Raw genomic sequence first — 24196 nt, forward strand, 5'->3', positions numbered from 1 at the left:
GGCGCCAAAAACCGCTAACTCTCGGCCCGGGTTGGGACGACACGGCAAAGAATGGCATCTATTCCTGAACGGCAGACGTCAAGCGCGGCCGGCTGGTCGCGGCGGATCGGGGCATTTTCCCTCGTCCTTTTGCTCACCGTCATTGCCGCTTACAGGCTGGGTCTCGTCGAGACGCCGCCTTTCCTGTGGGTGCTGGCGCTCGTGGCGCTGCTGGCGGCGCTTGCCCTGTTGCTGGCCGGTCTCGGTTTGTCCAGGGTCTGGAGTTTCGGCGATCGCGGCGGCCGCGATCTCTCGATCGGCGCGCTGCTGGCGCTTCTGGTGCTGGCGCCCTACGGCGTCGCCGTCTACTGGGCGACGATCTATCCGCCGCTGCGCGACATCTCGACCGATCTCGACGATCCGCCGGTGTTGGACACCAGCGATCGCACCGGCGACATGAACGAGCTGTCGCCGCCGACGCCGGGCGAACAGAGCCTGCAGGCCGATGCCTATCCGCTGGTCAGCGGGCGCAGCTACAACCTGCCTTTCGAAACCATCGTCGACGCTGTCGAAACCGTGCTCGACCGCCGCGATTGGCAGCTGACGGCGCCTTATCCCGACATCAACGGTCAGAGCGAGGCGACGATCAATGCGCTGGCCAAGGGCTTCGTGCTCGGACTGCCGGCCGACGTCGCCATCCGCGTCACCGACGACGGCGAGCAGGTCATCGTCGACATGCGCTCGGCCTCGCGCTACGGCCGCTACGACCTCGGCGACAATGCCGCCCGCATCACGGATTTCCTTGGCGAGCTCGACCAGGAGGTCGCCGGGCAAGTCGGAGCGGCGCCAGCCGAATAGAGCCTACGCAGCGGGCGCGAAAACGCCGTCTATGGCCGGATCGCCGTCCGTGATGATCAAGCCGCGCGCGACCAGATCCTCGATATGGGCAAGCACCGAAAGGCCGGCCGCGCCATGCAGCCGCGGGTCTGTGTCGCGATAGATCGCCGCGACCATTTCCGCGATCGTCCGGTCTCCGGCGCGGATGCGTTCCAGGATCGCCCTTTCGCGCATCTTGCGATGTGTCTTGAGACCGCGCATGAACCTTTGCGGCGCGGTAACAGGTCCGCCATGGCCCGGCAACAGCAAGCGATCGTCGCGCGCCAAGAGCTTGTCGAGGGAGCTCATATAGTCGGCCATGGCGCCGTCCGGCGGCGCAACGATCGAGGTCGACCACGCCATGACATGGTCGGCTGAAAACAGGGTTCCGGCTCCTTCGAGGGCAAACACGGCGTGGTTGGCGGTGTGACCGGGCGTCAGCACGGTTCGGATTGCCCAGCCGTCGCCCTGGGTCAGCGCATCGTCGGCCAGCACGACATCGGGAGCGAAGCCGAGGTCGGCGCTGGCGTCGAGCGGATTGACCTCGCCGATGCGCAAAGGCCGCGCCGGCCGGTGCGGGCCTTCGGCAAGCGTCGGCGCGCCGGTCAGCTCCTTCAATCGCGCCGCGAGCGGCGAATGGTCGCGATGGGTGTGGCTGACGAAGATGTGGCTGACCGGCCGGTCGCCGATCGCCTTGAGCAGCGTTTCGATATGGGCGTCGTCTTCCGGGCCCGGGTCGATCACCGCCAGCGTGTCGCGGCCGACGAGATAGCTGTTGGTGCCGTGGAAGGTGAAAGGGCTCGGATTTCTGGCGGTGATGCGCAGCACGTCCGGCGCAACCGCAACCGCCCGGCCATAGGCGGGATCGAAGCTGGTGTCGAATTCAAGGGCCATGCCGGCTAGCTCCGCTGCAATGCGGCAAAGTGATTGCCGCCCGATACGGAAGCCAATATAGGAAAATCAATGCATGTCGCCCAAAACTGCGCAGCGGTTTTGGGAGAACGGCATGCATCAAGACAAATTTTTGAAGCGCATCGCCTCAATCCGCTCTTGCGCGATGCGCTTTAAAGCCGGCAAATCAGCCACCCAGTGAATTAGCCAGAACGGGGAAGACCATGGCAACTGCAACCACGATGCGCCCGCTTGTTTCTCTCACCCTGCCGGATCGGGGCGCTGCCCGGCTCGCGACGCAGCTCTTCCTGGCGCTCGCCGGAACCCTGCTGCTCACGCTTTCGGCCAAGACCAAAGTGGTGCTCGGCCCGGTCGACCTTTCGCTGCAGACGCTCGCCGTGCTGTTGATCGCCTCGGCGTTCGGCCTGCGGCTGGCTGTGGCGACGCTCCTTCTCTACCTCGCCGAAGGCGCTTTCGGCTTGCCGGTCTTCCAGGGCACGCCGGAAAAGGGCATCGGCATCGTTTACATGCTGGGCTCGACGGGCGGCTATCTCGCCGGCTTCGTGGTCATGGCGGCGATCGCCGGCTGGGCGGCCGATCGCGGCTGGGACCGCAATCCGTTCAAGCTGTTCGGCGCCATGCTGACGGCGGAGGTCGTGATGATGGCGATGGGTTTTGCCTGGCTGGCGATCCTCATCGGGCCGGAAAAGTCCTGGCAGTTCGGCGTCCTGCCTTTCATCGTCGGCGACCTGATCAAGGTGGCTCTGGCCGCCAGCCTGGTGCCGGCCGTGTGGGCATTGCTCAAGCGCGGCTGAGAACGATCGACGAGAAAAGGGGCCGGCGGGCGACAGGCGCCCGCCGGCCCTTTTTCATGGCGCGGTCGGATTTCGCTCGAAACCAGCGCATGCCGGATGATAGAAAGTGGTGAACCAGCGTCGGGAAGCAGTCAAAGCCGACATTGACAAGCCAGCGCCCGAAACCTAAGCACGGGCAACTTGGCGTCGAGGCGGGGGCCGCGGTAGTTCAAGGAGAGCTTGTTGAAAGGAATTATCCTTGCGGGTGGCAGCGGAACACGCCTTTATCCGCTTACATTAGCGGTTTCTAAGCAGATACTGCCGATCTACGACAAGCCGATGATCTATTACCCGCTGAGCGTTCTGATGCTCGCGGGAATTCGCCAGATTCTGGTCATTTCAACTCCGCGCGACTTGCCGGTCTTCCAGGCTTTGCTGGGCGACGGTTCCGAATTCGGGCTGGAATTGTCCTATGCCGAGCAGCCGCAGCCCAACGGCCTCGCCGAAGCCTTCATCATCGGCCGTGACTTCATCGGCAAGGACAGCGTGTCGATGATCCTCGGCGACAACATCTATTTCGGCGGCGGCCTGCCGCAGCTCTGCCGCGAGGCTGCGACGCGCGATGGCGGCGCCTCGGTCTTCGCCTACTATGTCGATGATCCCGAGCGTTACGGCGTGGTCTCCTTCGACAAGGTTACCGGCAAGGCTCTGACGATCGAGGAGAAGCCGCAAAAGCCGAAGTCGAACTGGGCCGTGACCGGTCTCTATTTCTACGACAACGATGTGGTCGACATCGCCTCGACGATCCGCCCTTCGGCGCGCGGCGAGCTTGAGATCACCGCGGTCAACAATGTCTATCTCGAGCGTGGCGAGTTGCATGTTCACCGCCTCGGCCGCGGCTATGCCTGGCTGGACACCGGCACGCATGACAGCTTGCTCGAGGCATCGTCTTTCGTGCGCACGATCGAGCATCGCCAGGGCATCAAGATCGCGTGCCCTGAGGAGATTGCGCTGGAACAGGACTGGATCAGCGCCGACAAGGTGCTGGAGCGCGCCGCGCGGTTGGGCAAGAACGAATATGCAGCCTATCTGCGCCGGCGGGTGGCCGATCTGATGGAGGAACGCGGTGCTTGAGGTCAGGCCGCTCGGCCTGGACGGCCTGCTGGAGATCGTGCCGAAGCGGCATGGCGATGCGCGCGGTTTTTTCAGCGAGACCTGGAATGCCGAGCGCTTCGCGGAGGCCGGCATCGATCTCGTCTTCGTTCAGGACAATCATTCCTATTCCGCCGCGGCCGGCGTGCTGCGCGGCCTGCATTACCAATTGCCGCCGCGCGCGCAAGCCAAGCTGCTGCGCGTCATCCGGGGCAGCCTGCTCGATGTCGCGGTCGACATCCGCAGCACCTCGCCGACCTTCGGCAAATGGGAGGCGCTGGAGATATCGGCCGAGAAGGGCAACCAGATCCTGGTGCCGCAAGGCTTCGCGCACGGCTTCGTCACGCTCGTGCCGGATACCGAGGTGCTCTACAAGGTGACCGACACCTATTCGCCCGAGCATGACCGGTCGATCCGTTTCGATGACCCCGCGATCGGCATCGAATGGCCGGCAATTGCCGGCGGGTTCCAGCTTTCGGACAAGGATCGCAAGGCGCCTCTGCTCGGCGCGGCGGAGGTCTTCGCGTGAGGAGGGACGGCGGCATGAATTTTCTGGTCACCGGTGGCGCTGGCTTCATCGGCTCGGCCGTGTGCCGGCATCTGTGCGCCAATCCGGCCTACCGCGTCACCAATCTCGACAAGCTCACCTATGCCGGCAACCTCGCTTCGCTCAGGCCGATCGAGAACGCGCACAACTATCGTTTCGAGCAGGCCGACATCTGCGACGAGCGCGCGGTGCTGGAGATATTGCGCCGCGACGACATCGACATCGTCATGAACCTTGCCGCCGAGAGCCATGTCGACCGCTCGATCGACGGCCCCGGCGCCTTCATCGAGACCAACATCGTCGGCACCTACCGCATTCTGAATGCGGCGCTGGAATACTGGCGCGGGCTGTCCGACGAGCGCAAGTCCGGCTTCCGCTTCCATCATGTCTCGACCGACGAGGTGTTCGGCGACCTGCCTTTCGACGGCGGCATGTTCGTCGAGGAGACGCCTTACGCGCCGTCCTCGCCCTATTCGGCGTCGAAGGCGGCGTCCGACCATCTGGTGCGGGCCTGGCACGAGACCTACGGCCTGCCGGTGGTGCTGTCCAACTGCTCGAACAATTACGGGCCCTACCATTTCCCGGAAAAGCTGATCCCGCTGGTCATCCTCAACGCGCTCGACGAGAAGCCGCTGCCCGTCTACGGCGCCGGCGCCAATGTGCGCGACTGGCTGTTCGTCGAGGATCACGCGCGAGCCCTTGAACTGGTGGCCACCAAGGGACAGCCGGGCGAGAGCTACAATGTCGGCGGCAATTCCGAGCGCACCAATCTCGGCGTCGTCGAGACGATCTGCGGCCTGCTCGATCTGAAGCGGCCGCGCGCAGGCGGCAAAAGCTACCGCGATCTGATCACCTTCGTCACCGACCGCCCCGGCCATGACCGGCGCTACGCGATCGACGCCGCCAAGATCGCGCGCGACCTCGGCTGGGCGCCGCGCGAGAATTTCGACAGCGGCCTGGCCAGGACCGTCGACTGGTATCTCGACAACAAATGGTGGTGGGGCCCGATCCGCGAGCAGCGCTATGACGGCGAACGGCTGGGCCGGGCTACGGCCGAAAAGCGCCCGGCCGCAAGCGCCCCGATCGAAAACGCAAAGAGCGAAAGCAGCCCGACCGGAAGCAAGGCCGAGAGCAGGAAGGTGGCCACGTGAGGCTTGCCGTCACCGGACGCGAGGGCCAGGTTGCCGCAAGCCTGGTCGAGACGGCGCGGGGCAGCAATGGCCTCGAAGTTGTCGCCGTCGGCCGGCCGGAGCTCGACCTGGCGCGGCCCGACACGGTGTTCGCGGCACTTGAAGCGGCAAGGCCCGACATCGTCGTTTCCGCCGCCGCCTACACCGCCGTCGACCAGGCCGAAGACGAGAAGGAGCTGGCCTTCGCCGTCAACGCAACCGGAGCCGGCAAGGTGGCCGAAGCGGCGGCAAGGCTCGGCGTTCCGGTCATCCATTTGTCGACCGACTATGTCTTCGACGGCACCAAGGATGGCGCCTATGTCGAGACCGACCCGACCGCGCCGCTCGGCGTCTACGGCGCTTCCAAGCTCGCCGGCGAAGAGGCGGTAGCGGCCGCCAACCCGCGCCATCTCATCCTGCGCACGGCCTGGGTCTACAGCCCCTTCGGCAACAACTTCGTCAAGACGATGCTGCGGCTTGCCGCCAGCCGAGACGAGATTTCGGTCGTTGCCGATCAGTGGGGAAACCCGACATCGGCGCTCGACATCGCCGAGGCGATCCTGCATGCGGCCGCCAGACTGCAAGCCGACAGGAATTTCGCCGCCTTCGGCGTCTATCACCTGGCGGGCGGCGGCGAGACCAACTGGAGCGGCTTTGCCCGTCACATCCTCGACACAAGCCGGGCGTTTGGTGGCCCGCACGCGAGCGTGCGCGACATCGCGACGGCGGACTATCCGACCAAGGCCAGGCGCCCGCAAAATTCGCGGCTGTCGAGCGCGAAGTTTGAGGGCGTGTTTGGGTGGAAGGCGCCGGGGTGGCGGGTATCGGTGGAAAGCGTGGTTCGGCGGCTGGGTGAGGGCGCATGACCAAACATGAGTACACTGCCGGCGAACTATGACGGGCGAGAGGGAGCTAGTCTTTCTGCTTATCGGGCGAGAAATTGCGGGCCGCTATCGCGGCTCCGTGCTCGGGCTTCTGTGGACGTTGATCAATCCTCTATTTATGTTGGCCGTCTATACCTTCGTTTTCGGCGTGGTGATGAAATCGCGCTGGACGATTCCTGGCCACGAGAGCGCAACACATTCGACTGGTGAGTTCGCGATTATTCTGTTCTGCGGATTGATCGTCTTTCAGTTTTTCGCGGAAGTGGTTTCTCAAGCGCCCGGACTGATTGTAGCCAATGCTAACTATGTAAAAAAGATCGTTTTTCCAATCCATGTCTTGCCGATAGTTTCGGCAGGGGCCGCTCTGTTTCATGCTGCCGTTAGCCTGCTAGTGTTGCTTGTTTTTGCATACGCGGTGTTTGGGTCGATCCCAGCTACATTAGCCTGGGCCCCTGTGGTCTTCACGCCACTGCTCCTTCTGGTACTCGGAATTGCTTGGCTACTGGCATCGATCGGCGTCTATTTCCGCGATATGAATCAGATCGTGACGCCGCTTGTGACTGCAACGGTGTTCCTGTCGCCGGTGTTTTTCCAGAGAACGGCATTGCCGACCTGGCTGCAGCCTTGGCTTTCGCTAAATCCTATCGCGGTTCCCGTCGAAGGTTTTCGCAACGTGGTCATTTTCGGCGTACAGCCGGACTGGGCGGCGCTCGGCAATTATTCCCTGGTGGCGATCGTGATAGCGTTTCTCGGCTATCAATTTTTCCAGAAGACCCGCAGAGGCTTTGCCGATGTCCTCTGACAAGTCTGAGGCTGTGAGCCGCAATCCAGATATTGTCATTCGTGTGCGTGACGTTTCGAAGCACTATGTCATGTTCGAGCGGCCAGAAGATCGCTTCAAGCAAATGGTGGTGCCCCGATTGGAGCGGCTGATTGGCAGACCGCCGCGGCGGTATTTTCGTGATTTCGCGGCATTATCCGGTGTTTCGTTCGAAATCGGCCGCGGTGAAACGGTTGGCATCATCGGCCGCAACGGCTCTGGCAAGTCGACACTCCTGCAGATCATTTGTGGCACGTTGCAGCCAACGAGCGGTTCGGTCGAAGTCAACGGCCGCATCGCCGCTCTGCTTGAACTCGGCGCTGGGTTCAATCCAGAATTCACTGGCCGCGAAAATGTTTTCCTCAACGCTTCGATCCTCGGCGTGCCGCGCAAGGAAATGGAATGGCGCTTCGATGACATTGCTCGTTTTGCTGATATCGGCCCTTTTCTCAATCAGCCGGTTAAGACGTATTCATCTGGCATGTATGTGCGGTTGGCCTTCGCCACCGCTATCAACGTCGACCCGGATATTCTGGTGGTGGACGAGGCGCTTTCTGTGGGGGACGAGGCGTTCCAGCGCAAATGTTTTGCCCGGATCGAAGACATCAAGGACAAAGGCGGTACTATTCTATTCGTTAGCCATGCAGCTCAGACCATCGTGCAATTGTGCACTCGGGCGGTATTGGTCGATGGGGGTGAAAAGATACTCGAAGGGCAGCCGAAAAATGTCATAAGTCAATATCAGAGGCTGATGAACCTCGTTGGAGATGAGGCTCAAAGCGTCCGAGAACAAATCAGGCAGAAAGATAATGCAAACCTTCGCCATCTCGACGGGCGGAGCAGAAAGATCGCTCTTGACAACAAAGATAACGTTTTCGATTTCGATCCGAGAAATAAGAACAATCTTAATGACGATAGCTGGTTTGACCCGTCCCTCGCCTCGCCGGCCAAGGTTGAATATGAGAGTCAGGGAGCTAAAATAGATCAACTTAAAATAGTTAACTCGGCTGGAGACCAAGTCAATGTACTTGCTTTTGGAAAAAGGTATTTTTATCAATACACAGTTGAATTTGACGAAGTAATCCATAATGTTGGATTTGGTATGCTTATAAATACAAGAACCGGTCTCGGAGTTGCGGGTATTGGTAAAGGCGTTCGTGGTAGGCCTGTAATTAAAAGGGTAGAAAAGGGTACAAAAATAAAAGTTACGCTAGAGTTTAGTGCGTCATTGCTGCCTGATGTCTACTTTCTAAATGCTGGAGTAATGGGAAGGTCATCGCATGGAAGTAATTTTGCGCATCGTATTTTAGATGGCATAGCATTTCGAATCGCCCCAGTTCCGGACTTAGAAGAAACCGGTATCGTAGATCTTGGAATTGTATTTAATCACGAGTTTGTTGATTGAGAAAAACTGGGTGTTGACGGCCTGGTTCGTTCGAAGCCTCACCGCTCCCCAGTTTGACCAATTCGTTGAATTCCGTCCGTATGGCGTCCATGGCGGCAATGTCGAGTTGCCCTTCGGCCGCAGCTCCCATCAGCGCTTCGAGGCGCGCGGCCAACGAATACAAGGGGCCTTCATCGGCGGGCGATGATCGAGGCTGATCGAAATGTCTCAATTCGCGCCGCGGGATCGTCTCCAGGATATGTGTACGATCCTTGATGGCGGTGTGAAACTCTATCCCCGTATCAATCGCTACTTTTTGAGGCACGCATCTCCAGTCAGCCATTGCGGCGTGATAGCGTATGATCGATCTTGGTAGCCTCCGCGAAAATAGTTCCGCATCAAGTGTGTACCGGAGCCACACTTCCAAGGCCTTGTAGGCATAGCGTGTGAATGCACGCTGGAACGAGGATTCAACCTCTGCGAGAGGTCGATAAACCAATACGGCAGCAGCCCACACTCCCTGATCGCGAAAAATCATTCGCCAGATAGGCAGTAAGCTCGAAAGGCGAGGGTCCTTCATTACGGCAAAATAGCTCTCGCCGAAATTGCGAGAAAATTCGTACCACAGTCCTGCTTTGTAGGCCTGCAACTGAGAATAAGTGAGTCGCCGGATGTCCCGTTCCTGGTTGGAATGCCAAGTGAGCCCGATATCGGTCAATAGTCTGTCATGGATCTCGACAATTCGCGCGGGTTCCCAAAAACCTGCCTCATTAAGCACATTGGCTGGAAGCGAATATCGCGGAAGCCCGTTAAGAGCTGTCCCAAGGAGTTGAGATATATACGATGTTCCGCTCCTTGGGGCGCCAAGGATAAGCAGGGCGTGTTTCGTCATATTATCATTTTCTTATTTGCCATCGGCCGGGTCTCATACGACAGCATTTCGGTGGCACTCTTTGGTTTCGTGTTGTATCTACCCGGCGGGGTTGGGAGGGAGGTTGGCCCGAGGCTGCGGTTGAACACGAGCCTTGTCGTTTCGAGTGAACTGGAGACTTCTGGATGCGGCGCTTAGCAATTGCCTTCTTTTACGACAAGGACGGCATCATAGACGACTATATGGTGACCCTGTTAGGCGGGCTTCGATCCAATGTCTCCACGATCGTGTTCGTCAGCAATGGCCCGATTACAACCGAATCGCGTTCAAAAATTGTCGATTTGGTGGATGACATTCTGATCCGCGAAAATGTCGGCTTTGACGTATGGGCATATAAGGCTGCCTTGGAACACGTTGGATTTGGCAAACTCGGGCAGTGGGATGAAGTCATCCTTCTAAATCATACCTTCTATGGTCCAATTTATCCATTCTCCGAAATGTTTGACTACATGGACGCCACGTCCTGTGACTTTTGGGGGATGACCGCACATCGCGAGATGACTCCGAACCCGTTCACGGGGGTTGGCGTTTTGCCCATGCACCTGAATTCGCATTTCATCGCGGTCCGGAAGAAGATGGCGACGTCCAGCGAGTTCGAGTCGTACTGGCGTTCCATGTCGCCAATTGAAAGTTACACCGATTCCATACTTAAGCACGAAAGCCGGTTCACGAAGCATTTCACAGATCTCGGTTTTTCGATGAGGGTCTATCTCAATGCGGATGAAAATTGGTCGGACTATCCGGCGTTCATCGACGTTGACGAATCTCTGCTTCGGCGTTCTCCTATATTAAAGCGGCGGTTATTTTTCCACGATCCGATGTTTCTAGAACAAAATGCTGTCGATCTTCCCCGCGCACTACGTATAATTGAAGAGACGTCGGATTATCCTGTTGAGCAAATCTGGACGAACATTCTAAGGACATCGACGCTCGGCACTCTGATAACAAACGCGTCTCTCATTCGTGTCTTGCCGGATATCTCCGAAGGAACTAGTGACAGCGGCTTGCGGATAGCGGTCTGCGCACATGTTTATTACACCGAGATGCTTGATGAGATTTTGTCTCACGCAAGGCATATTCCCCACGGCTATGATTTCATCGCCACGACAAGCTCTGTTGAAAAGAAAGCTGAGATAGAAGAGCGAATTCGCTCGGAAACGTCGATCAAGAACGCGTTCGTTCTAGTTGTAAAGCAAAATCGCGGGCGTGATATGGCGTCTCTGTTTATCGATTGCCGCGAGTTCTTTTTGGATGATCGGTATGATCTTGTCTGTCGGCTTCATACCAAAAAGTCTCCGCAAGTCTTTGCGTCTCGAGGCAATCTCTTCAAGCGCCACATGTTCGATAATTTGCTAAACAGCCAGGGATATGTCGAACACCTGATGGCGCTGTTCGCTCGCTCGCCCAGTCTAGGCCTCGCTATACCCCCGCTGGTTCACATATCCTATCCGACGCTCGGGCACGCTTGGTTTGCTAATCGTCCCAAAGCACAGAGCATTGCTGAGGAACTTGAGCTGAACGTGACTTTCGATGAACACACGCCGGTCGGCGCCTTCGGGACGATGTTTTGGTTCAGGCCTAAGGCTCTGCGGAAACTGTTCGAAAGAAAGTGGCAGTATGACGATTTCAATGCCGAGCCCCATCACGTCGATGGCGGCCTGGCACATGTTCTCGAACGCCTGATTCCCTATGTTGCGCAGGACGCTGGATTCCGCACGATAGTAGTAATGTGCGCGCACCAGGCCGAACACAATTATGCGATGCTGGAATACAAACATCGGCAACTGTCATCACATTTTCCCAACGGTGATTTTCGCTGGCAGAATCATATGCTGACACTATGGGAAAGGTCAGGATACGCAGGCGAAACAGTCAAACAGGCGTTTCGACGTCTTTTGTACGCTGCAGGGCGCAGTGCCACCTTCCGGTACCCGGCGCTGGCGCGGTATGCCCGCCCATTATACCAACGACTGGCTTCTCGCTTCCACTTCTAGCGTGGGACGCCTCGGCGCATGAGCGTCGAGGCGTAACCACTTAAAGAAGTGTGTCGATCCAATCGCCAAGGATCGATATGCCCTTTTCGACCGGGAACTGTGGCCGCCAACGCATGGCTTTTGTCGTGTCGGCTATGTCGGCCACGGCACATCGCACATCCCCGTTTCGAAACGCTCCGGTAATTTGCGGTGCTGGCGCCCCGTACCTTTTCGCAATGATTTCAGCTAGCCGAAGAATTGTGGTTTTTTCGCCGGTTCCGATATCGAATGCCTCGGCTTTTGGCAGATCGGCATCGGCGGCTTCGGCTATTGCATTCGCGACATCGTCTATCAGGATAAAATCCCGTCCGATGTCTCCGTCTTCGTAGACTGGTATCGATCGTCCTTCCTTGGCCATCCGGATGAACAAGGAAACGATCCCGGTGTAGGAGTTCGTTAGCGATTGCCCCGGTCCGTAGACATTCTGAAGACGCAGGACATTGAGGACCGAACCGAACGAAAGCGTCCAAGCCCGCAGAACCTGCTCCTGAGTGAGTTTAGTCGACCCGTAGACGCTTGTGGGATCTGGCCTCGTGTGTCTGGCACTCATCGACAACGACGTCGCGTTCGGAAAATCCCATTGCCTCGCCTCGAGCTGGGCCTTGGACCTCTGTCCAGGATAAATCGTGGCTCCAGACGCGCTGTCCTTCCAGGCACCCTCTCCGTAAACCGCGCGACTCGATGATAGCACAAAGCGAGATGGGACGTGATTGGCCTTTGCAAGCGCGTCGAGCATTCGCGTTGTGCCAACGACATTCACAAGCGCATGGCGTGTAGCTTCCGTGAGAGACTGCCCTGTCCCGGTCTCCGCTGCGAGATGAACGATCACGTCTGGACGATGCCTTGTTAGGACGTCATCCCAAGTAGAGGTGTCCGTCACGTCCGACACGATCAATTCGACGTGAGGCGAAAGCGCCTTCGGCCGTTCTCGCACCGCGTGAATTTGAGGATGAAGATTATCTATGGCGACCACCCGGTCGAATTTCTGTGCCAATTTGTCCGATATTGCGCAGCCGATAAAACCGGCCCCACCGGTAACCAAGCAAACTCCATGCATTCATAGGCCTCCTTATCAAATTTCAGTTGTGGTGGGATGGCATTCCAGCGGGAACTCGCCTTATGCCTTACGGACCGAGACGGTCGGCCGCTGGGCATCGCTGCCATCAATTGCTGCCAATCGCGCCACCGTTGGTGCGCCGGCTAGCCGCCGGGCGATTTTGCGCCCGTAGTCATTCACCGGCCGCTCAAGCAGAGAATAGGTCGTGGCAGACACGGCAATGACGCATGAAGCGACCATGATCAGTATCACTAGGTAGGACATCGACTGTGGTATGGACGACTCGATAGCTCTGATTGCGCCCTGCAATAGCAAAATGACAGGAACGTGAACGAGATAGATGCTGTAACTCCGCTCTCCCAACCAATCTGTCCAGTTGTTTATCAGCGCCGGCATGGGAGCGACGGAAAATCCAAGAACGACCAGGCAGAACATCACGCCTCTCCAGTAGTATGGCTCAATAAGTGCAGATCGTCCTGACTGGATCATCATGAATATTGCTATCGATGAGAATAACAAAAAAACACCAATGGACCGCTTTTCAGGGTTATTTTCCAGGTATGGAGCCAGATGGAATGCAAGCAACCCAAATCCAAAAATAGGCAATTTGTGAATTGCGGCGTAGAGAATGTAATTGCTCGGGGTGGCGACTATCGCTGGCAGGGCCAGCTGATAAATGTTTCCAATGACGATAAACAGCGCGACTGCTGCTGCCGCATGCCAAATATTTCTCACACGCGCATAAATGAAGGGAAAAACGAGGTAGAACGGCATCTCAATTCCGATGGTCCAACCCGAGGGAACTATCGACGGTTGATATCCATCAATAAAATTGAAAACAAAAAATATGTTTGCGAGGATTTCACCAAATTGGTGTTCGCGATACCGGATGATCATCAAGATCATAACCAAGTAAAACAGAGGCGCAATCCGGAAAAAGCGGCGCAAAGCGAAGCCGATGAGGGGGCGTTTTTCCTGGGCGTGTCCAGGCATAGATAGGCAGAGTGAGAAAGCGCTAACAACGAAAAAAAGCTCAACACCCATCGACCCGCTGACAACGAACATATCGAGCCAACCAGGTACGTACAGTCTTGGTGATAGGCTGAGAGCGGTGTGCTCCATCAGCACCCACATCGCAGCCAAACCTCTCAGGGCATTCAGGTATTTTAGCCTGGATTTTCCTTGCCCTTCAATCTGCAACAGCGGCGTCCTTCTCGTATGAGTGGCGCTTCTACCGTGATGGCGCATGCAGTGCAAAGCAAAAGCTGTCCGAAAAAATGTCTGCAACCAAATGTTCCAAAAACCTTGCTCGCCGCGCTAAGGCGATACCCGGGTGACGGGGTTGGGGATTTTGCAGTCCAGAGCGGTGTCGGACGCTGGTCGGTCCGAGGATGCGGTGCGCCATTATCATGGTCGGTGGTGGCGCTCAGCCTGATCCGGTGCTGGGGAAACCTTGATAGATCGAGATCGCCAACCGCCGCCGGCTACCTCCTCGTCAACGGACAGCGAACGGACGCCAGCTCGGAAAAGTACATTGCGACAAAGATCGCGAAGAGATTGATAGCCGCCCGGCTCAGCGCATCAGCAGCCTCTGCGCAGGATCCATCGGGAAACCAGGAAATTGAGCGTCGTCGTGATGGCAAGCGTTGCAAAGAAGGCCGCCGTGCGGCTTTGCAGCGCTCGCTCGAGAAGATGAAGGGTTGCCAGGCCGGCCACGAACACCGCGCCGACCGAACCGCCGACCGCCAGCCGGTCCGCGAAGCCGGTACGCCCGCCTGGAAAGACGCGGTCCGGATAGAACGCCATCACGAATGCGAGGCCCGCCAGCCAGGCGATCGTGTAGGAAACGCCTGACGACAGAACTGTCAGCCCGGCAAAGTAGACGGCGCTCGTCAATGCGGTGTTCAACCCGCCCGCCGCAAGAAAACGCAGCGCATCCGGGCCTATCCGTTCAGTGCTCATCCGGCCTGGACTGTCGCGAGGAAATCCGAATAGTCCCTGATGTAATCGCTTGCGTCATATGGATGCGAGGCCATGACCAGCAGAACCGTATCCGGCTGGAACTTGTACTGGATGCCCCATACCCCGGGCGGCAGGTAGAGACCGATCGAGGGATCCGCCAGCAACACTTCCTTCCTGTCGCGGCCGTCATCGACGACCACCGAGAGGCGGCCATGGGTGGCAATCAGGAATTGGTGGCACTGGCGGTGCGCATGCTCACCCCTGACCTTGTCGGAACGAACGCCATAGACGAGAAACGAGCGCAACGGCTTGAAGGGCAGGTTCCGTCCGAACTCGAGCGGGGCCAGTTCGCCGCGCAGGTCGCTGAAATGCGGCAACCGCCAGAGCTCGCAGCCGCCGACGTCCAACGCCATCCTGTCGCCGGCAGCGCCGGGTGTCGCTTGCATTATGGTCGGTTCAACCTGGGGACCGGTCTGATAGCCGACGATGACGGCCGGATTTCCGACGACCACGGCGTTGGCCGGCACATTCTTGGTCACCACGGCGCCAGCGCCGACCATTGCCTGGCGGCCGATGGTTATTCCCGGCAGGATCGTTGCATTGGCCCCGATCGAAGCGCCGTCCTCGACGATCGTCTGGAGAAACGTCTCCGGATAGTGCTTCGAGCGCGGGAAGCGGTCGTTGGTGAATGCGACATTGGGCCCGACGAAGACGCGGTTGCGTATGCGCACGCCATCCCACAACTGAACGCCGCTTTTTATGGTGACGTCGTCGCCGACCGTCACATCATTCTCGACAAACACATGATCGCAGATGTTGCAATTGGCGCCGATCACGGCACCCGGAAGGACATGGGCGAATGCCCATATGCGTGTGCCGTCGCCGACGTTCGTGCTTTCGCAGATGCCGCGGTCATGAACAAAAAAGGTCTTGTCGTTCATGCAGACGTCCCATCGACAATGCGACTTATTATCCGCAGTGGGCGCGATTTGGTATTTTCAACCGCTCGCCAAAGATAACAGCCCAGGATGCCCTGCACCGCGAGGATCGCCGACCCAAATCCCACGATGAGCAGCACCAGTGTCGTGTACCCGGCCGGGTCGATCTTGCCAAGCAAGCGGGCGACGACGGTGATTACCGCAAACACGAGGCTGAGAATGCAGCCGGCAATCCCCACCCAGAGTGTAAGAACGATCGGAAAGTCGGAAAACGACAAGATCGAGTCCATCATATACCGGAGCCGGCGCCCCATGCCCCAGGCGCTTTTCCCGTGCTCCCGTTCGCGGCGGTGATACGGCACGAATTCCCGCCTGAAGCCCACCCAGAACAGTTGCACGACAAGCGAGCTGTTCGGTTCCTCGATTGACAGGATCGCTTCCAGCACCTGGCGGTTGCAGGCAAAAATATCGACGCCCCCGCTTGGCATGCTGGGCAGGATCAGCCTGCGGTAAACGCCCCAGAACGCCCGGGAAAGAAACCGCGTCAAAAGCGGATCGTCTCGCCCCGCTCTTTTGCCGAACACGACGTCCGCCGCGTCTCTTTCCAGTATCGAAAAGAACTCGACGATGAGTTCCGGCGGCTCCTGAAGATCGGCCGCCATTGCAGCCACATACTTGCCCGATGCGTGCTCAAGCCCGGTTCTGATGGCCGTGAAGGAGCCAAAGTTGCGACTGTGGAAGATGACCTTGTAGTCGTAGTCGGTATCCTTCAAAGCCGTGATCAGCAGCGCGCCGGATGCATCCGGCGATCCGTCGATGACGAAGACGAACTCGATATCGCCTTGGTACCTGCCGTGAAAGCCGGCAACCGCCTGCATCAGGGCAGGGATGTTCGCCTCGTTTCGATAGATGGGAAAAACAATGGAACGCGCTGTCACATTGCCTCCCATTCGCCGAGGGCCTTGCAGACTTGCTCGATCTCGTCATTCGACATGTCCGGGTAGCACGGGACGGAACAAAGACGGCCTATGCTTGCCCTGGAGATCGCGAGGTTCTGCACCCCTTTCATGGGCAGGTCTGCCCAACCGACCTGATCGCAATCGAGCACGGGATAGTGAATATCGGTGTCGATGCCGCGGTCCTTCATGAACGCCCGGAATGCATCCCGATCATCGCAGAGCAGGACCGCAAGGTGCGCAACCGCGCCGGCGCCGCCGTCGAGGAATTTGAGCCGCCCCCCGGCAGCGGCCTTGAATCGGGCAAGGACGGCACGGCGTTGTTCATTGCGGCTGTTCAGATCCGGAAGAAGTACATCCAAAATCGCGGCCTGGACCTCATCCATGCGGGAGTTGCGCCCTCCAGGCAAGCCCACATGATATTTGGAATTCCAGCCATATTGATGAAGCTGACGAACGCGGTCTGCCAGTCTTGGATTGGAGGTCAGGACCGCGCCACCGTCACCCATCGCGCCGAGATTCTTGGTCGGGTAGAAGCTGAAAGTGGCGATGTCTCCAAGTGACCCAGCCATCTCACCCCGGATGCTGGCACCGTGCGCCTGGGCGCAATCCTCGATGACCGGTATGTGCGACATGCCGGCAGCGATAAGTCCCGCCCGAACAGCGGTAACGTCGACCACCCCGCCGTAAAGGTGGGTAACGACGATCGCAGCCGTGTCGGCACTCACCGCTTGCAGCACGGATTGGACGCTTGCAAGTTGGCTTTCTGGTTCGATGTCGACGTAATGTGGAATGAGGTTGTTGTGCCAGCAGGCACAACTGGCATATCCCCCAGCATTGGCAGCCACGATCACCTCGCGTCCGCGCGCATCATCGAGTCCGACGATCGAGCGTAAGGCGAGTTCAAGGGCGTCCGTGCCGTTAGCGACAAGGATGCAATTGGCGGCTCCTACAAACTTCGCAAAGTTCGCAGCGAACCGCTTCCCAGCCGCGCCGTTGAGCCACCATCCGGACTGCAACGTGCTCGCCACTTCGCGCGCGATCTTGGCCTCGTAGCGCTGGTACAGGCGCTTGAGATCGTTCATCGGAACGGCATTGGGCGTTGTCATCAACAACTCTTATCCATTCCGGCATCCTTGCGTGGCAAAACACCCAGAAAATTCAACTGCTGCCGATGCACCACATCTGACGATACTTGCATCGAGGGCACTGCGGGAAAGCCAAGACCAGAGCCACAACTATTGAGATTCCGGCTCAGCCGCAACTGCTTTGCGAAGCGTGGTAAGCTGCGGTATTGGTCAATGCCGTCTCCGCAGGCTTGATCGGCGCCGCCGTGAGCGACGCCACTCGACCACCTTTGAGCGTTGGTCTCTTCGTGCATAGCCGTTGCAACAAGCTTATGGCGGCTTAGTGAAGCCGAATCGCGATCCTGCGCTATTTATTAGCAGAACCTATTGGGTGTCTTCCGGCGGCTTTTCTGAAGCGACCAACAAGTCCGGCTTGAGTTGTTGCAGCTTCCAGACAAATTATTTGCACAACCGCATATGCACCCAAAAAACCTCTGGCTCTCCCGCCCTCTCCGCGCTAAGGCGATAGTCGGGTAAGGGGTTGGGGACTTTGCAATCCAGAGTGGTGGCGGACGCTGGTCGGTCCGGCGCTGTTCTGGCAGTCATATCCCGGCGCCTGGAGTTCAGTACTACCCAATGACTGCATACGTAGAAGCCGTATCGGGTATCCGACCAAGGATGCGGCGCGCCATCATCATGATCCAGGATCTCGTCATGGTCCTGGTCGCGGTGGCGCTTAGCCTGATCCTGTCGCAGTCGCGGCTTTCCTTCGACGCGTTCTCCGCCAGTGGGCTGGCCTGCTGGGCGCTCATCGTGCTCATCGCCCATCTTTTGTTCCGCACCTGCGGTCTCTACAACACCGTCTGGCGCTTTGCCTCCACGCCCGACTTCTTCAATATCCTGAAGGGCTGCGGCAGCCTCACGGTGGTTCTCTATCTGGCTTCGCTCGGCTTCCGCTTCTTCTTCCAGCCGGTCGCCGGCCTCAACGAGCGCCAGTTCATTGTCTTCTTCCTGGTCTCCTTCACCATCATTTCGGCGCCCAGGCTCTACTATCGCTTCCTGCGCGACGGCGCGAGCTGGCGCATTTTGCGCCGCGCCACCGGCGATGCCTCGACCAAACAGGCACTGTTCATCGGTCGGCTGAGCGAGGCGGACCTGATCGTCCGCTTCACCCGCACGGCCCAGCCCGCCGAATACGCGATCGCCGGCATCATGGCCACCGAGAGCGAGGCGCCGCTCGGCACGCAGATCCAGGGCGTTCCGGTCGTGGCGCTGCGGGCGCGCCTGGTCGAAGTGCTGGAGGACTATGTCAAGGGCACGGAAAACCTCGACCTCCTGATCTTCGGCCAGGGGGTCGAGCGCGAGATCGAGGACTATGCCGAGCTGGTGCGGATTGCCCGCCACAGCGGCATCGGCGTCGTCCAGTTTTCCGGCCTGTCGGAACTGGGGCAGGGCGGCAAGCTGGTCCTCGATGCCGTCGAGATGGAGACCATCATGCGCCGTTCGGCGGTGGCCACCGACACCACGCGGATCGGCGCTTTCGTCGGCGGCAAGCGCGTCATGGTCACAGGCGGTGCCGGCTCCATCGGCCGCGTGCTCGTCAAGCGCGCGCTGGAGCTGGGCGCCGAGGCGGTGCTGGTGGCCGACAATTCCGAGTTCGGCATTTTCCAGCTCGATCAGCAGACCGACGATGGCGACCGCGACCGGCTGACCAGCCGCATTGTCGACGTCACCGACCGGCCTCACATGACGCGTCTGGTCAGCGAGTTCAAACCCGCGATCATCTTCCATGCCGCGGCGCTCAAGCACGTGCCGCTGCTCGAGGAGAACTGGGAAGCCGCGATCGAGACGAATGTCTTCGGCACGCTCGCCTGCGCCGAGATCGCCGCCGAATGCGGGGTGCCGCAGTTCCTGCTGATTTCCAGCGACAAGGCCGTCGACCCGACTTCGGTGCTGGGCGTCACCAAGCGGGCGGCCGAACAGGTCGTCTCCTCGCTGCATGAAGCCCAGGCGACGTCGCCGCAGCCGCGCGCCGGCGCGGCGAACGGCCATGCCGGCGTCTCCGATCTACGTCATTCGGGCACGAAATTCATCGCCGTGCGTTTCGGCAATGTCTTCGGCTCCAACGGCTCGGTGGCGACCATCTTCCAGGCGCAGATCGAGGCCGGCGGGCCGGTGACCATCACCGACCGGCGCATGACCCGCTATTTCATGACCGTGGCCGAGGCCGTCGACCTCGTCATCATGTCGGCCGCCGACGCCGAGCGGCGCCGGGGCGCGGATGACTACGCCATCTACATGCTCGACATGGGCAAGCCCGTGCCGATCCTCGAAGTCGCCGAGACCATGATCCGCATGGCTGGCAAAAGCCCCTACACCGACATTCCGATCCGCTTCACCGGCATCAGGCCCGGCGAGAAGCTGCACGAGGCGCTGCACGCCGAGAACGAGGAGGTGGTCAAGCTCGACATCGCCAAGATCTTCGGCCTCAAGACCGGCGTCATTGAATGGCCGAGGATCGAGGCGGTTCTGCCGGCGCTGGTGGCCGCGATGCACAATCGCGACAAGGCCGCCGCGCTTGCCATCCTTGCCGGACTCTATGGGGCGGAAGAAGACATTCGCGGCGCGCGCGAAGAGGTGGTGCCGAAAACGGCCGGACAGGTCGGTTAACCTGTGCCGTACGCCCGCAATTGGCTATTGAAACCTGTTCAAGCACCCTTCTGGCAAGTGACTCCAAAGCCGTGACCAGAAGAGATCAGCGCGTGGCCGTTCTCATGGGCACGAAGGACGGCGCGGCATATATCGGCGAACAATTGGAATCCTTGGCTACACAGTCCTGGCCGCTCGTCGATCTCTGGGTCTCCGACGACGGCTCGTCGGACGCCACGACCGCAATCGTCGAGACGTGGCGATCCCGCTGGACCAAGGGGTCGCTCACACTTTTGCAGGGCCCGCAAAGGGGCTTCGCCGCCAATTTCCGCTCGATGATCATCGATGCGCGCATCGACGCCGACTACTACGCCTTTTGCGACCAGGACGATGTCTGGGAGCCGGATCGGCTGGAGAGCGCCATCCGCTGGATGGAGGGAGAGGACATGGAAACGCCGCTCCTGTTCTGCTCGCGCACGGCGACCATTTCGCAGACCGGCGTTCCGGCCGGCTATTCGCCGCTGTTTCGTCGCCCCCCGTCCTTCCGCAATGCGCTGGTGCAAAGCATCGCCGGCGGCAACACGATGCTCTTCAACAGCGCGGCACGCCAGCTTTTGGCGAAAGCATCGGCGAGAACCGAATTCGTCAGCCATGACTGGTGGGCCTATCTCATCGTCACCGCCGCCGACGGCAAGGTCCGCTACGAGCCGCGGCCGCTGGTGAGATACCGCCAGCACGCGGCAAACCTCGTCGGCGCCAATGTCTCGTGGAGGGCGAGGTTTTCAAGGCTGGGGCGTCTGTTCCAGGGTCAGTTCGCCACCTGGACGGACAGCAATCTGCGCGGCCTCGCCGTCAACCGCGAGCTCATCGCGCGCGATGCAGCACTTTGCCTTCGCCTGTTCATCAGGGCGCGCAAAGGCAACATCTTCAAGCGTTTCGGCCTGCTCGACAAAAGCGGCGTCTACCGGCAGACATTCATGGGCACGCTCGGGCTCTACGTCGCTTTCCTTTGGCGCCGGATCTGAGCCATGACGGCCAAGCGCGCGTTCGACCTGGCGGTCGCTGTTCCGATGCTGGTGGTGGCGGCTCCCATCCTGCTTGTCGCGATGCTGGCAATCCGGGCAACGTCGGCCGGCCCCGCCATCTTTTCGCAGGTCCGCGTCGGCCGGGGAGGAGCCCTCTTTGCTTGCCGCAAATTGCGCACCATGCATCGGGGAACGCCGTCGCTGCCCACACACGAGGCGCCGGCCGGTTCGGTCACAGCGGTCGGCAAGGTTCTGCGCGCAACCAAGATCGACGAATTGCCGCAGCTCTGGAATGTGCTCAAGGGCGAGATGAGCCTTGTCGGCCCTCGTCCATGCCTGCCGACACAGGCGGAACTGATCGAGCGGCGCAGGGAACTGGGCGTGCTCACAGCGCTTCCAGGCATCACAGGGCTCGCGCAGATCAAGGGGATCGATATGTCCGATCCAAGACTTTGCGCGGAAACCGATGCGGCCTACGTCAAGGCCGCCTCGACCGGTCTGGACCTCAAGATATTGCTGGGCACGGTCTTTCGCGCCTAGAGCAATTCCAGGAAAAGTGTAAGCGGTTTTCCGTCCGGAATTGCGCAAGACAAAGGGATAGAGCGTTTGACCGTTCACGGAAACGGCGAACCGCTCCCCTGCCGAGCCAGCTCCTCGAGCCGGCCGAGCGTATCGGTTTCCGGCCCCCAGCCTTCCGAGACCAGCAGCGACGGATCGCAGATCTGCGTCGCCATGAAGGCCTGCCATGACGCCCGCCGGCCAACCAACGTTGCCAACAGCTGCAACGGCGAGGCAGGCAGGGGCAGAAGCCGCGCCGGCCGGCCGTATCCGCGCCGGAACGCTCTGATGATTTCGGACATCGCAACCGGCGAGGCGTCGCCGAGCACATAGGTCGGGCGCGGCGGCACGGGGCGGGTCAGAAGATGCGTCACGGCGGCGGCCACGGCGTCGTGCGAGACGAGCGAGCGAACCGCCGTCAGGGCGGCTGCTGGCAGCGGCAGGCCGGTGTCCGCCAGCCGCATCAGCCCACGCAGATTTCCCTTCATGCCTTCGCCATAGACCGGCGGTAGCCGCAGCGCCGCCGCCCCGCCGTGCCCTGACGCCGCGAAAGCCTCCAGCATTTTGATCTCGCCTTCGCGCTTGGAGCGCCCGTAGGCGCATTGCGGGGCAGGGGGCGTGGCATCGTTGATGGTGCCGCTGAAACCGGGGCCTACCACGGCGCGGATCGAGGAGAGATAGATGAAGCGGCCGTCGATGCGCGTCGCCGCCGCCTGGGCGAGCCGGCCGGTCAGCGTCGCGTTGATGGTCCGCAAGTCGGCCGCGCCGGCGCCACGGTCGTTGTTGAGCGCCGCGCAATGGACGACATGCGTCACATCGCGCGTCAGCGCCAGGAAGGCTTCCCGCGGCGCATCGGCGGCGGGCAGCGCGACGGCGTCGTCCGCGCCGGCCAGCCCTTGCGGGAGGCGGGAGGCTATCCGTATGTCGAATCCGGTCTCGCGCAACCGGATGACGACCCGGCGTCCAATGAAGCCTGTCGCGCCGGTGACCAGGACCTTCATGGGTGTCGGCTGGCGTCCGGCGCCGTCGCAGGCGCGCTTTTCCCGGTCGGCGCCACCGTCCGCCCGGATGCAAGGTAGGTCCCCGAGATCAGGAACACCATCAGCGTGGCGTCGAGGATGTCGTGGCCGACGAGGATGCCGGCCATTCCGCCGGTGAGATAGGTGATGACCGCGACAAGGACCATTGTCGCGCCGAACCGCTCCACCGGGTCGACGCTGAGGCGCAGCGTCCGTGCCGCGTTCCAGGCGGCGACGACGAAAATCGACGCCAGGGTCAGCGCCCCCAGCAGGCCGGCCTCGACCAGCGCCGTCAGGAAGCCATTGTGGAAATGGCTGAAACCCTGGCTCAGGCCGTACTGGTCCTGAAAACCCTGCTTCATCAGCGCCCGGCTCGCCGAGATGCCATGCCCGAAAATCGGCATCTCGCGAAACGCGCTGAAGCCGATTTCCCACATCGCCACGCGCAGGCCGAGCGCCGTCGAATGGTCGCCATTGGCGTTCAGCGCGTCCCAGTCGCTGACCAGGAAGTCGGCTCGATCCAGGATGGCGTGAGAGCCGATGGCGGCGATCACAAGGGCGACCACGACGCCGATCGCCACGAAGCGCGCCAGGCTGGCGCCGGTGAACCGGCGGCGGTTGATGAAAAGCACGACGATGCCGGCAATCGGCACGGCCACCCAGATCATGCGCGATCCCGAATAGACAATCGCAATGGCTCCGGCGATCGCCGCCGGGACCAGCAGCTTCCAGCGTTTCTCGATGCCCGACAGCGCGCCGGCAAGGCATGTCATGACGGCGAGACAGGTAACGGTTGCGAAGACGATCGGATTGCCGGCGCCGCCCTCCGCCCTCACGCCGAGCCGATGATACTGGAACACGGCCATCGCCAGCGCGCCGAAGCAGGCCGCGGTGCTGGCCAGAATGGCGATGCGTGCCAGCACGCTCTTCTCGGTGATGCTCCAGGTCGAATAGGAGATGGGGAACAGCAGGAAGGTGACCAGCGGCAGGAAAAACCGCAAATCGGCGGCCAGCGTGCCGTTGACGATCGAAGCCAGAACCATCGCCGCGCAATAGGCATAGATCGCCACCGTGATGGCGAGCATCGGCCGGTCGACGTTGAGGCGCCGCCGTTTCGCAGCCAGCAGCATCGCGGACCACACACCACCGGCATTGAAGGTGATGCTGACCAGCGATCCAAGCACCGGCGGTGAGAAGAAGCAGGCGATCGAGAAATAGATGTTGATCTGTGCGGGCGTGAGGTGGCGCCGGAGCGTTGTAAACGGGTTCAAATGCTTGCTTCGCAATTTTCCAGGTTGCGCCCGGATTCACGGAGCCAGCCAGAGGCCGCCTCGCCGATCTCCGTTTGCCGCGCCTTGCCCGTTCCCCGAGCCCGTATAGCGGCTGGCGCCGCCCTGCGATAGTGCGGTCGACAATCTTGCGGCGGAAATCCCCCGATCCGGCGAGGATCGGGGAGCCCTGCAATTCCCTGGATGCCAAGGCCTTTGCCCGCTTCCTGCGTTTTC

At 60.2% G+C, this 24196-nt stretch carries 23 protein-coding genes; 13 read left to right on the top strand and 10 right to left on the bottom strand.

Annotated elements, in window-relative coordinates:
- Positions 1 to 51 precede the first annotated feature (51 nt).
- Positions 52 to 837, top strand: coding sequence for a DUF1499 domain-containing protein (locus tag WDX12_RS20145; RefSeq protein ID WP_434721741.1), 786 nt, complete (start codon positions 52 to 54; stop codon positions 835 to 837).
- 3 nt (positions 838 to 840) lie between these two features.
- Here WDX12_RS20145 and WDX12_RS20150 read toward each other — a convergent pair whose 3' ends face one another.
- Entirely contained in the window at positions 841 to 1749 is a 909-nt protein-coding gene (locus tag WDX12_RS20150) for an MBL fold metallo-hydrolase (RefSeq protein WP_434721742.1), read from the bottom strand.
- 73 nt (positions 1750 to 1822) lie between these two features.
- On the opposite strand from WDX12_RS20150, the gene WDX12_RS20155 reads away from it, so the two are divergent.
- The 8 genes from WDX12_RS20155 to WDX12_RS20190 all read left to right on the top strand — a co-directional run bounded on the left by WDX12_RS20155 (position 1823) and on the right by WDX12_RS20190 (position 8517).
- Positions 1823 to 1948 (top strand): hypothetical protein, encoded by a 126-nt coding sequence (locus WDX12_RS20155; RefSeq protein ID WP_434721743.1) that lies wholly within the window; start codon positions 1823 to 1825, stop codon positions 1946 to 1948.
- A 22-nt stretch (positions 1949 to 1970) separates the two neighbouring features.
- Positions 1971 to 2561: a biotin transporter BioY gene (locus WDX12_RS20160; protein WP_320294818.1), complete on the top strand. Its 591-nt coding sequence runs from the start codon at positions 1971 to 1973 to the stop codon at positions 2559 to 2561.
- A 222-nt stretch (positions 2562 to 2783) separates the two neighbouring features.
- Complete coding sequence (gene rfbA / locus WDX12_RS20165; RefSeq protein WP_320294819.1) at positions 2784 to 3674, top strand: glucose-1-phosphate thymidylyltransferase RfbA; 891 nt, start codon at positions 2784 to 2786, stop codon at positions 3672 to 3674.
- Positions 3667 to 4221: a dTDP-4-dehydrorhamnose 3,5-epimerase gene (gene rfbC, locus WDX12_RS20170; protein ID WP_434721744.1), complete on the top strand. Its 555-nt coding sequence runs from the start codon at positions 3667 to 3669 to the stop codon at positions 4219 to 4221. The genes rfbA and rfbC overlap by 8 nt, the downstream gene beginning before the upstream one ends.
- A gap of 14 nt (positions 4222 to 4235) precedes the next feature.
- On the top strand, positions 4236 to 5390 hold the full coding sequence (rfbB, locus tag WDX12_RS20175) for a dTDP-glucose 4,6-dehydratase (RefSeq protein ID WP_434721745.1): 1155 nt from the start codon (positions 4236 to 4238) through the stop codon (positions 5388 to 5390).
- The gene (rfbD, locus tag WDX12_RS20180; RefSeq protein WP_434721746.1) at positions 5387 to 6274 is read left to right on the top strand and encodes a dTDP-4-dehydrorhamnose reductase; all 888 of its coding nucleotides are present in this window, start codon (positions 5387 to 5389) and stop codon (positions 6272 to 6274) included. Before rfbB ends, rfbD begins: the two co-directional genes overlap by 4 nt.
- A gap of 28 nt (positions 6275 to 6302) precedes the next feature.
- Entirely contained in the window at positions 6303 to 7094 is a 792-nt protein-coding gene (locus WDX12_RS20185) for an ABC transporter permease (protein WP_434721747.1), read from the top strand.
- On the top strand, positions 7084 to 8517 hold the full coding sequence (locus WDX12_RS20190; RefSeq protein WP_434721748.1) for an ABC transporter ATP-binding protein: 1434 nt from the start codon (positions 7084 to 7086) through the stop codon (positions 8515 to 8517). Before WDX12_RS20185 ends, WDX12_RS20190 begins: the two co-directional genes overlap by 11 nt.
- On the opposite strand, the gene WDX12_RS20195 is transcribed toward WDX12_RS20190, so the two are convergent.
- Complete coding sequence (locus WDX12_RS20195; RefSeq protein WP_434721749.1) at positions 8495 to 9214, bottom strand: hypothetical protein; 720 nt, start codon at positions 9212 to 9214, stop codon at positions 8495 to 8497. The two genes, WDX12_RS20190 and WDX12_RS20195, sit on opposite strands and share 23 nt — an antisense overlap.
- A gap of 338 nt (positions 9215 to 9552) precedes the next feature.
- Between WDX12_RS20195 and WDX12_RS20200 the strand changes: the two genes are divergently transcribed.
- Positions 9553 to 11421, top strand: a complete 1869-nt coding sequence (locus WDX12_RS20200) for a rhamnan synthesis F family protein (protein ID WP_434721750.1) — start codon at positions 9553 to 9555, stop codon at positions 11419 to 11421.
- Between the two features lie 40 nt (positions 11422 to 11461).
- Here WDX12_RS20200 and WDX12_RS20205 read toward each other — a convergent pair whose 3' ends face one another.
- The 6 genes from WDX12_RS20205 to WDX12_RS20230 form a co-directional block, all read right to left on the bottom strand.
- Positions 11462 to 12517 (bottom strand): NAD-dependent epimerase/dehydratase family protein, encoded by a 1056-nt coding sequence (locus tag WDX12_RS20205; protein ID WP_434721751.1) that lies wholly within the window; start codon positions 12515 to 12517, stop codon positions 11462 to 11464.
- Between the two features lie 60 nt (positions 12518 to 12577).
- Positions 12578 to 13717, bottom strand: a complete 1140-nt coding sequence (locus tag WDX12_RS20210) for an acyltransferase family protein (protein WP_434721752.1) — start codon at positions 13715 to 13717, stop codon at positions 12578 to 12580.
- A gap of 381 nt (positions 13718 to 14098) precedes the next feature.
- Complete coding sequence (locus WDX12_RS20215) at positions 14099 to 14425, bottom strand: hypothetical protein (protein WP_434721753.1); 327 nt, start codon at positions 14423 to 14425, stop codon at positions 14099 to 14101.
- A 50-nt stretch (positions 14426 to 14475) separates the two neighbouring features.
- The gene (locus tag WDX12_RS20220; RefSeq protein WP_434721754.1) at positions 14476 to 15420 is read right to left on the bottom strand and encodes a WxcM-like domain-containing protein; all 945 of its coding nucleotides are present in this window, start codon (positions 15418 to 15420) and stop codon (positions 14476 to 14478) included.
- A complete protein-coding gene (locus WDX12_RS20225) occupies positions 15417 to 16355 on the bottom strand; it encodes a glycosyltransferase family 2 protein (protein ID WP_434721755.1) in 939 nt (312 codons plus the stop codon). The genes WDX12_RS20220 and WDX12_RS20225 overlap by 4 nt, the downstream gene beginning before the upstream one ends.
- Positions 16352 to 17482 (bottom strand): DegT/DnrJ/EryC1/StrS family aminotransferase, encoded by a 1131-nt coding sequence (locus WDX12_RS20230; RefSeq protein WP_434721756.1) that lies wholly within the window; start codon positions 17480 to 17482, stop codon positions 16352 to 16354. The genes WDX12_RS20225 and WDX12_RS20230 overlap by 4 nt, the downstream gene beginning before the upstream one ends.
- A 594-nt stretch (positions 17483 to 18076) precedes the next feature.
- On the opposite strand from WDX12_RS20230, the gene WDX12_RS20235 reads away from it, so the two are divergent.
- The 3 genes from WDX12_RS20235 (at position 18077) to WDX12_RS20245 (ending at position 21654) form a co-directional block, all read left to right on the top strand.
- Complete coding sequence (locus WDX12_RS20235; protein ID WP_320294833.1) at positions 18077 to 20110, top strand: UDP-N-acetylglucosamine 4,6-dehydratase; 2034 nt, start codon at positions 18077 to 18079, stop codon at positions 20108 to 20110.
- Between the two features lie 92 nt (positions 20111 to 20202).
- Positions 20203 to 21114 (top strand): glycosyltransferase family 2 protein, encoded by a 912-nt coding sequence (locus WDX12_RS20240; protein ID WP_434721757.1) that lies wholly within the window; start codon positions 20203 to 20205, stop codon positions 21112 to 21114.
- A gap of 3 nt (positions 21115 to 21117) precedes the next feature.
- On the top strand, positions 21118 to 21654 hold the full coding sequence (locus WDX12_RS20245; RefSeq protein WP_434721758.1) for a sugar transferase: 537 nt from the start codon (positions 21118 to 21120) through the stop codon (positions 21652 to 21654).
- Positions 21655 to 21728: 74 nt separating this feature from the next.
- Here the strand turns inward: WDX12_RS20245 and WDX12_RS20250 are convergent, their stop codons facing one another.
- Complete coding sequence (locus WDX12_RS20250; protein ID WP_434721759.1) at positions 21729 to 22673, bottom strand: NAD-dependent epimerase/dehydratase family protein; 945 nt, start codon at positions 22671 to 22673, stop codon at positions 21729 to 21731.
- A complete protein-coding gene (locus tag WDX12_RS20255; protein ID WP_434721760.1) occupies positions 22670 to 23962 on the bottom strand; it encodes an O-antigen ligase family protein in 1293 nt (430 codons plus the stop codon). The genes WDX12_RS20250 and WDX12_RS20255 overlap by 4 nt, the downstream gene beginning before the upstream one ends.
- Positions 23963 to 24196: the final 234 nt, after the last annotated feature.

The organism is Mesorhizobium sp. RIZ17 (genome assembly GCF_051127865.1).
Classification (GTDB): Bacteria; Pseudomonadota; Alphaproteobacteria; order Rhizobiales; family Rhizobiaceae; genus Mesorhizobium; species Mesorhizobium humile.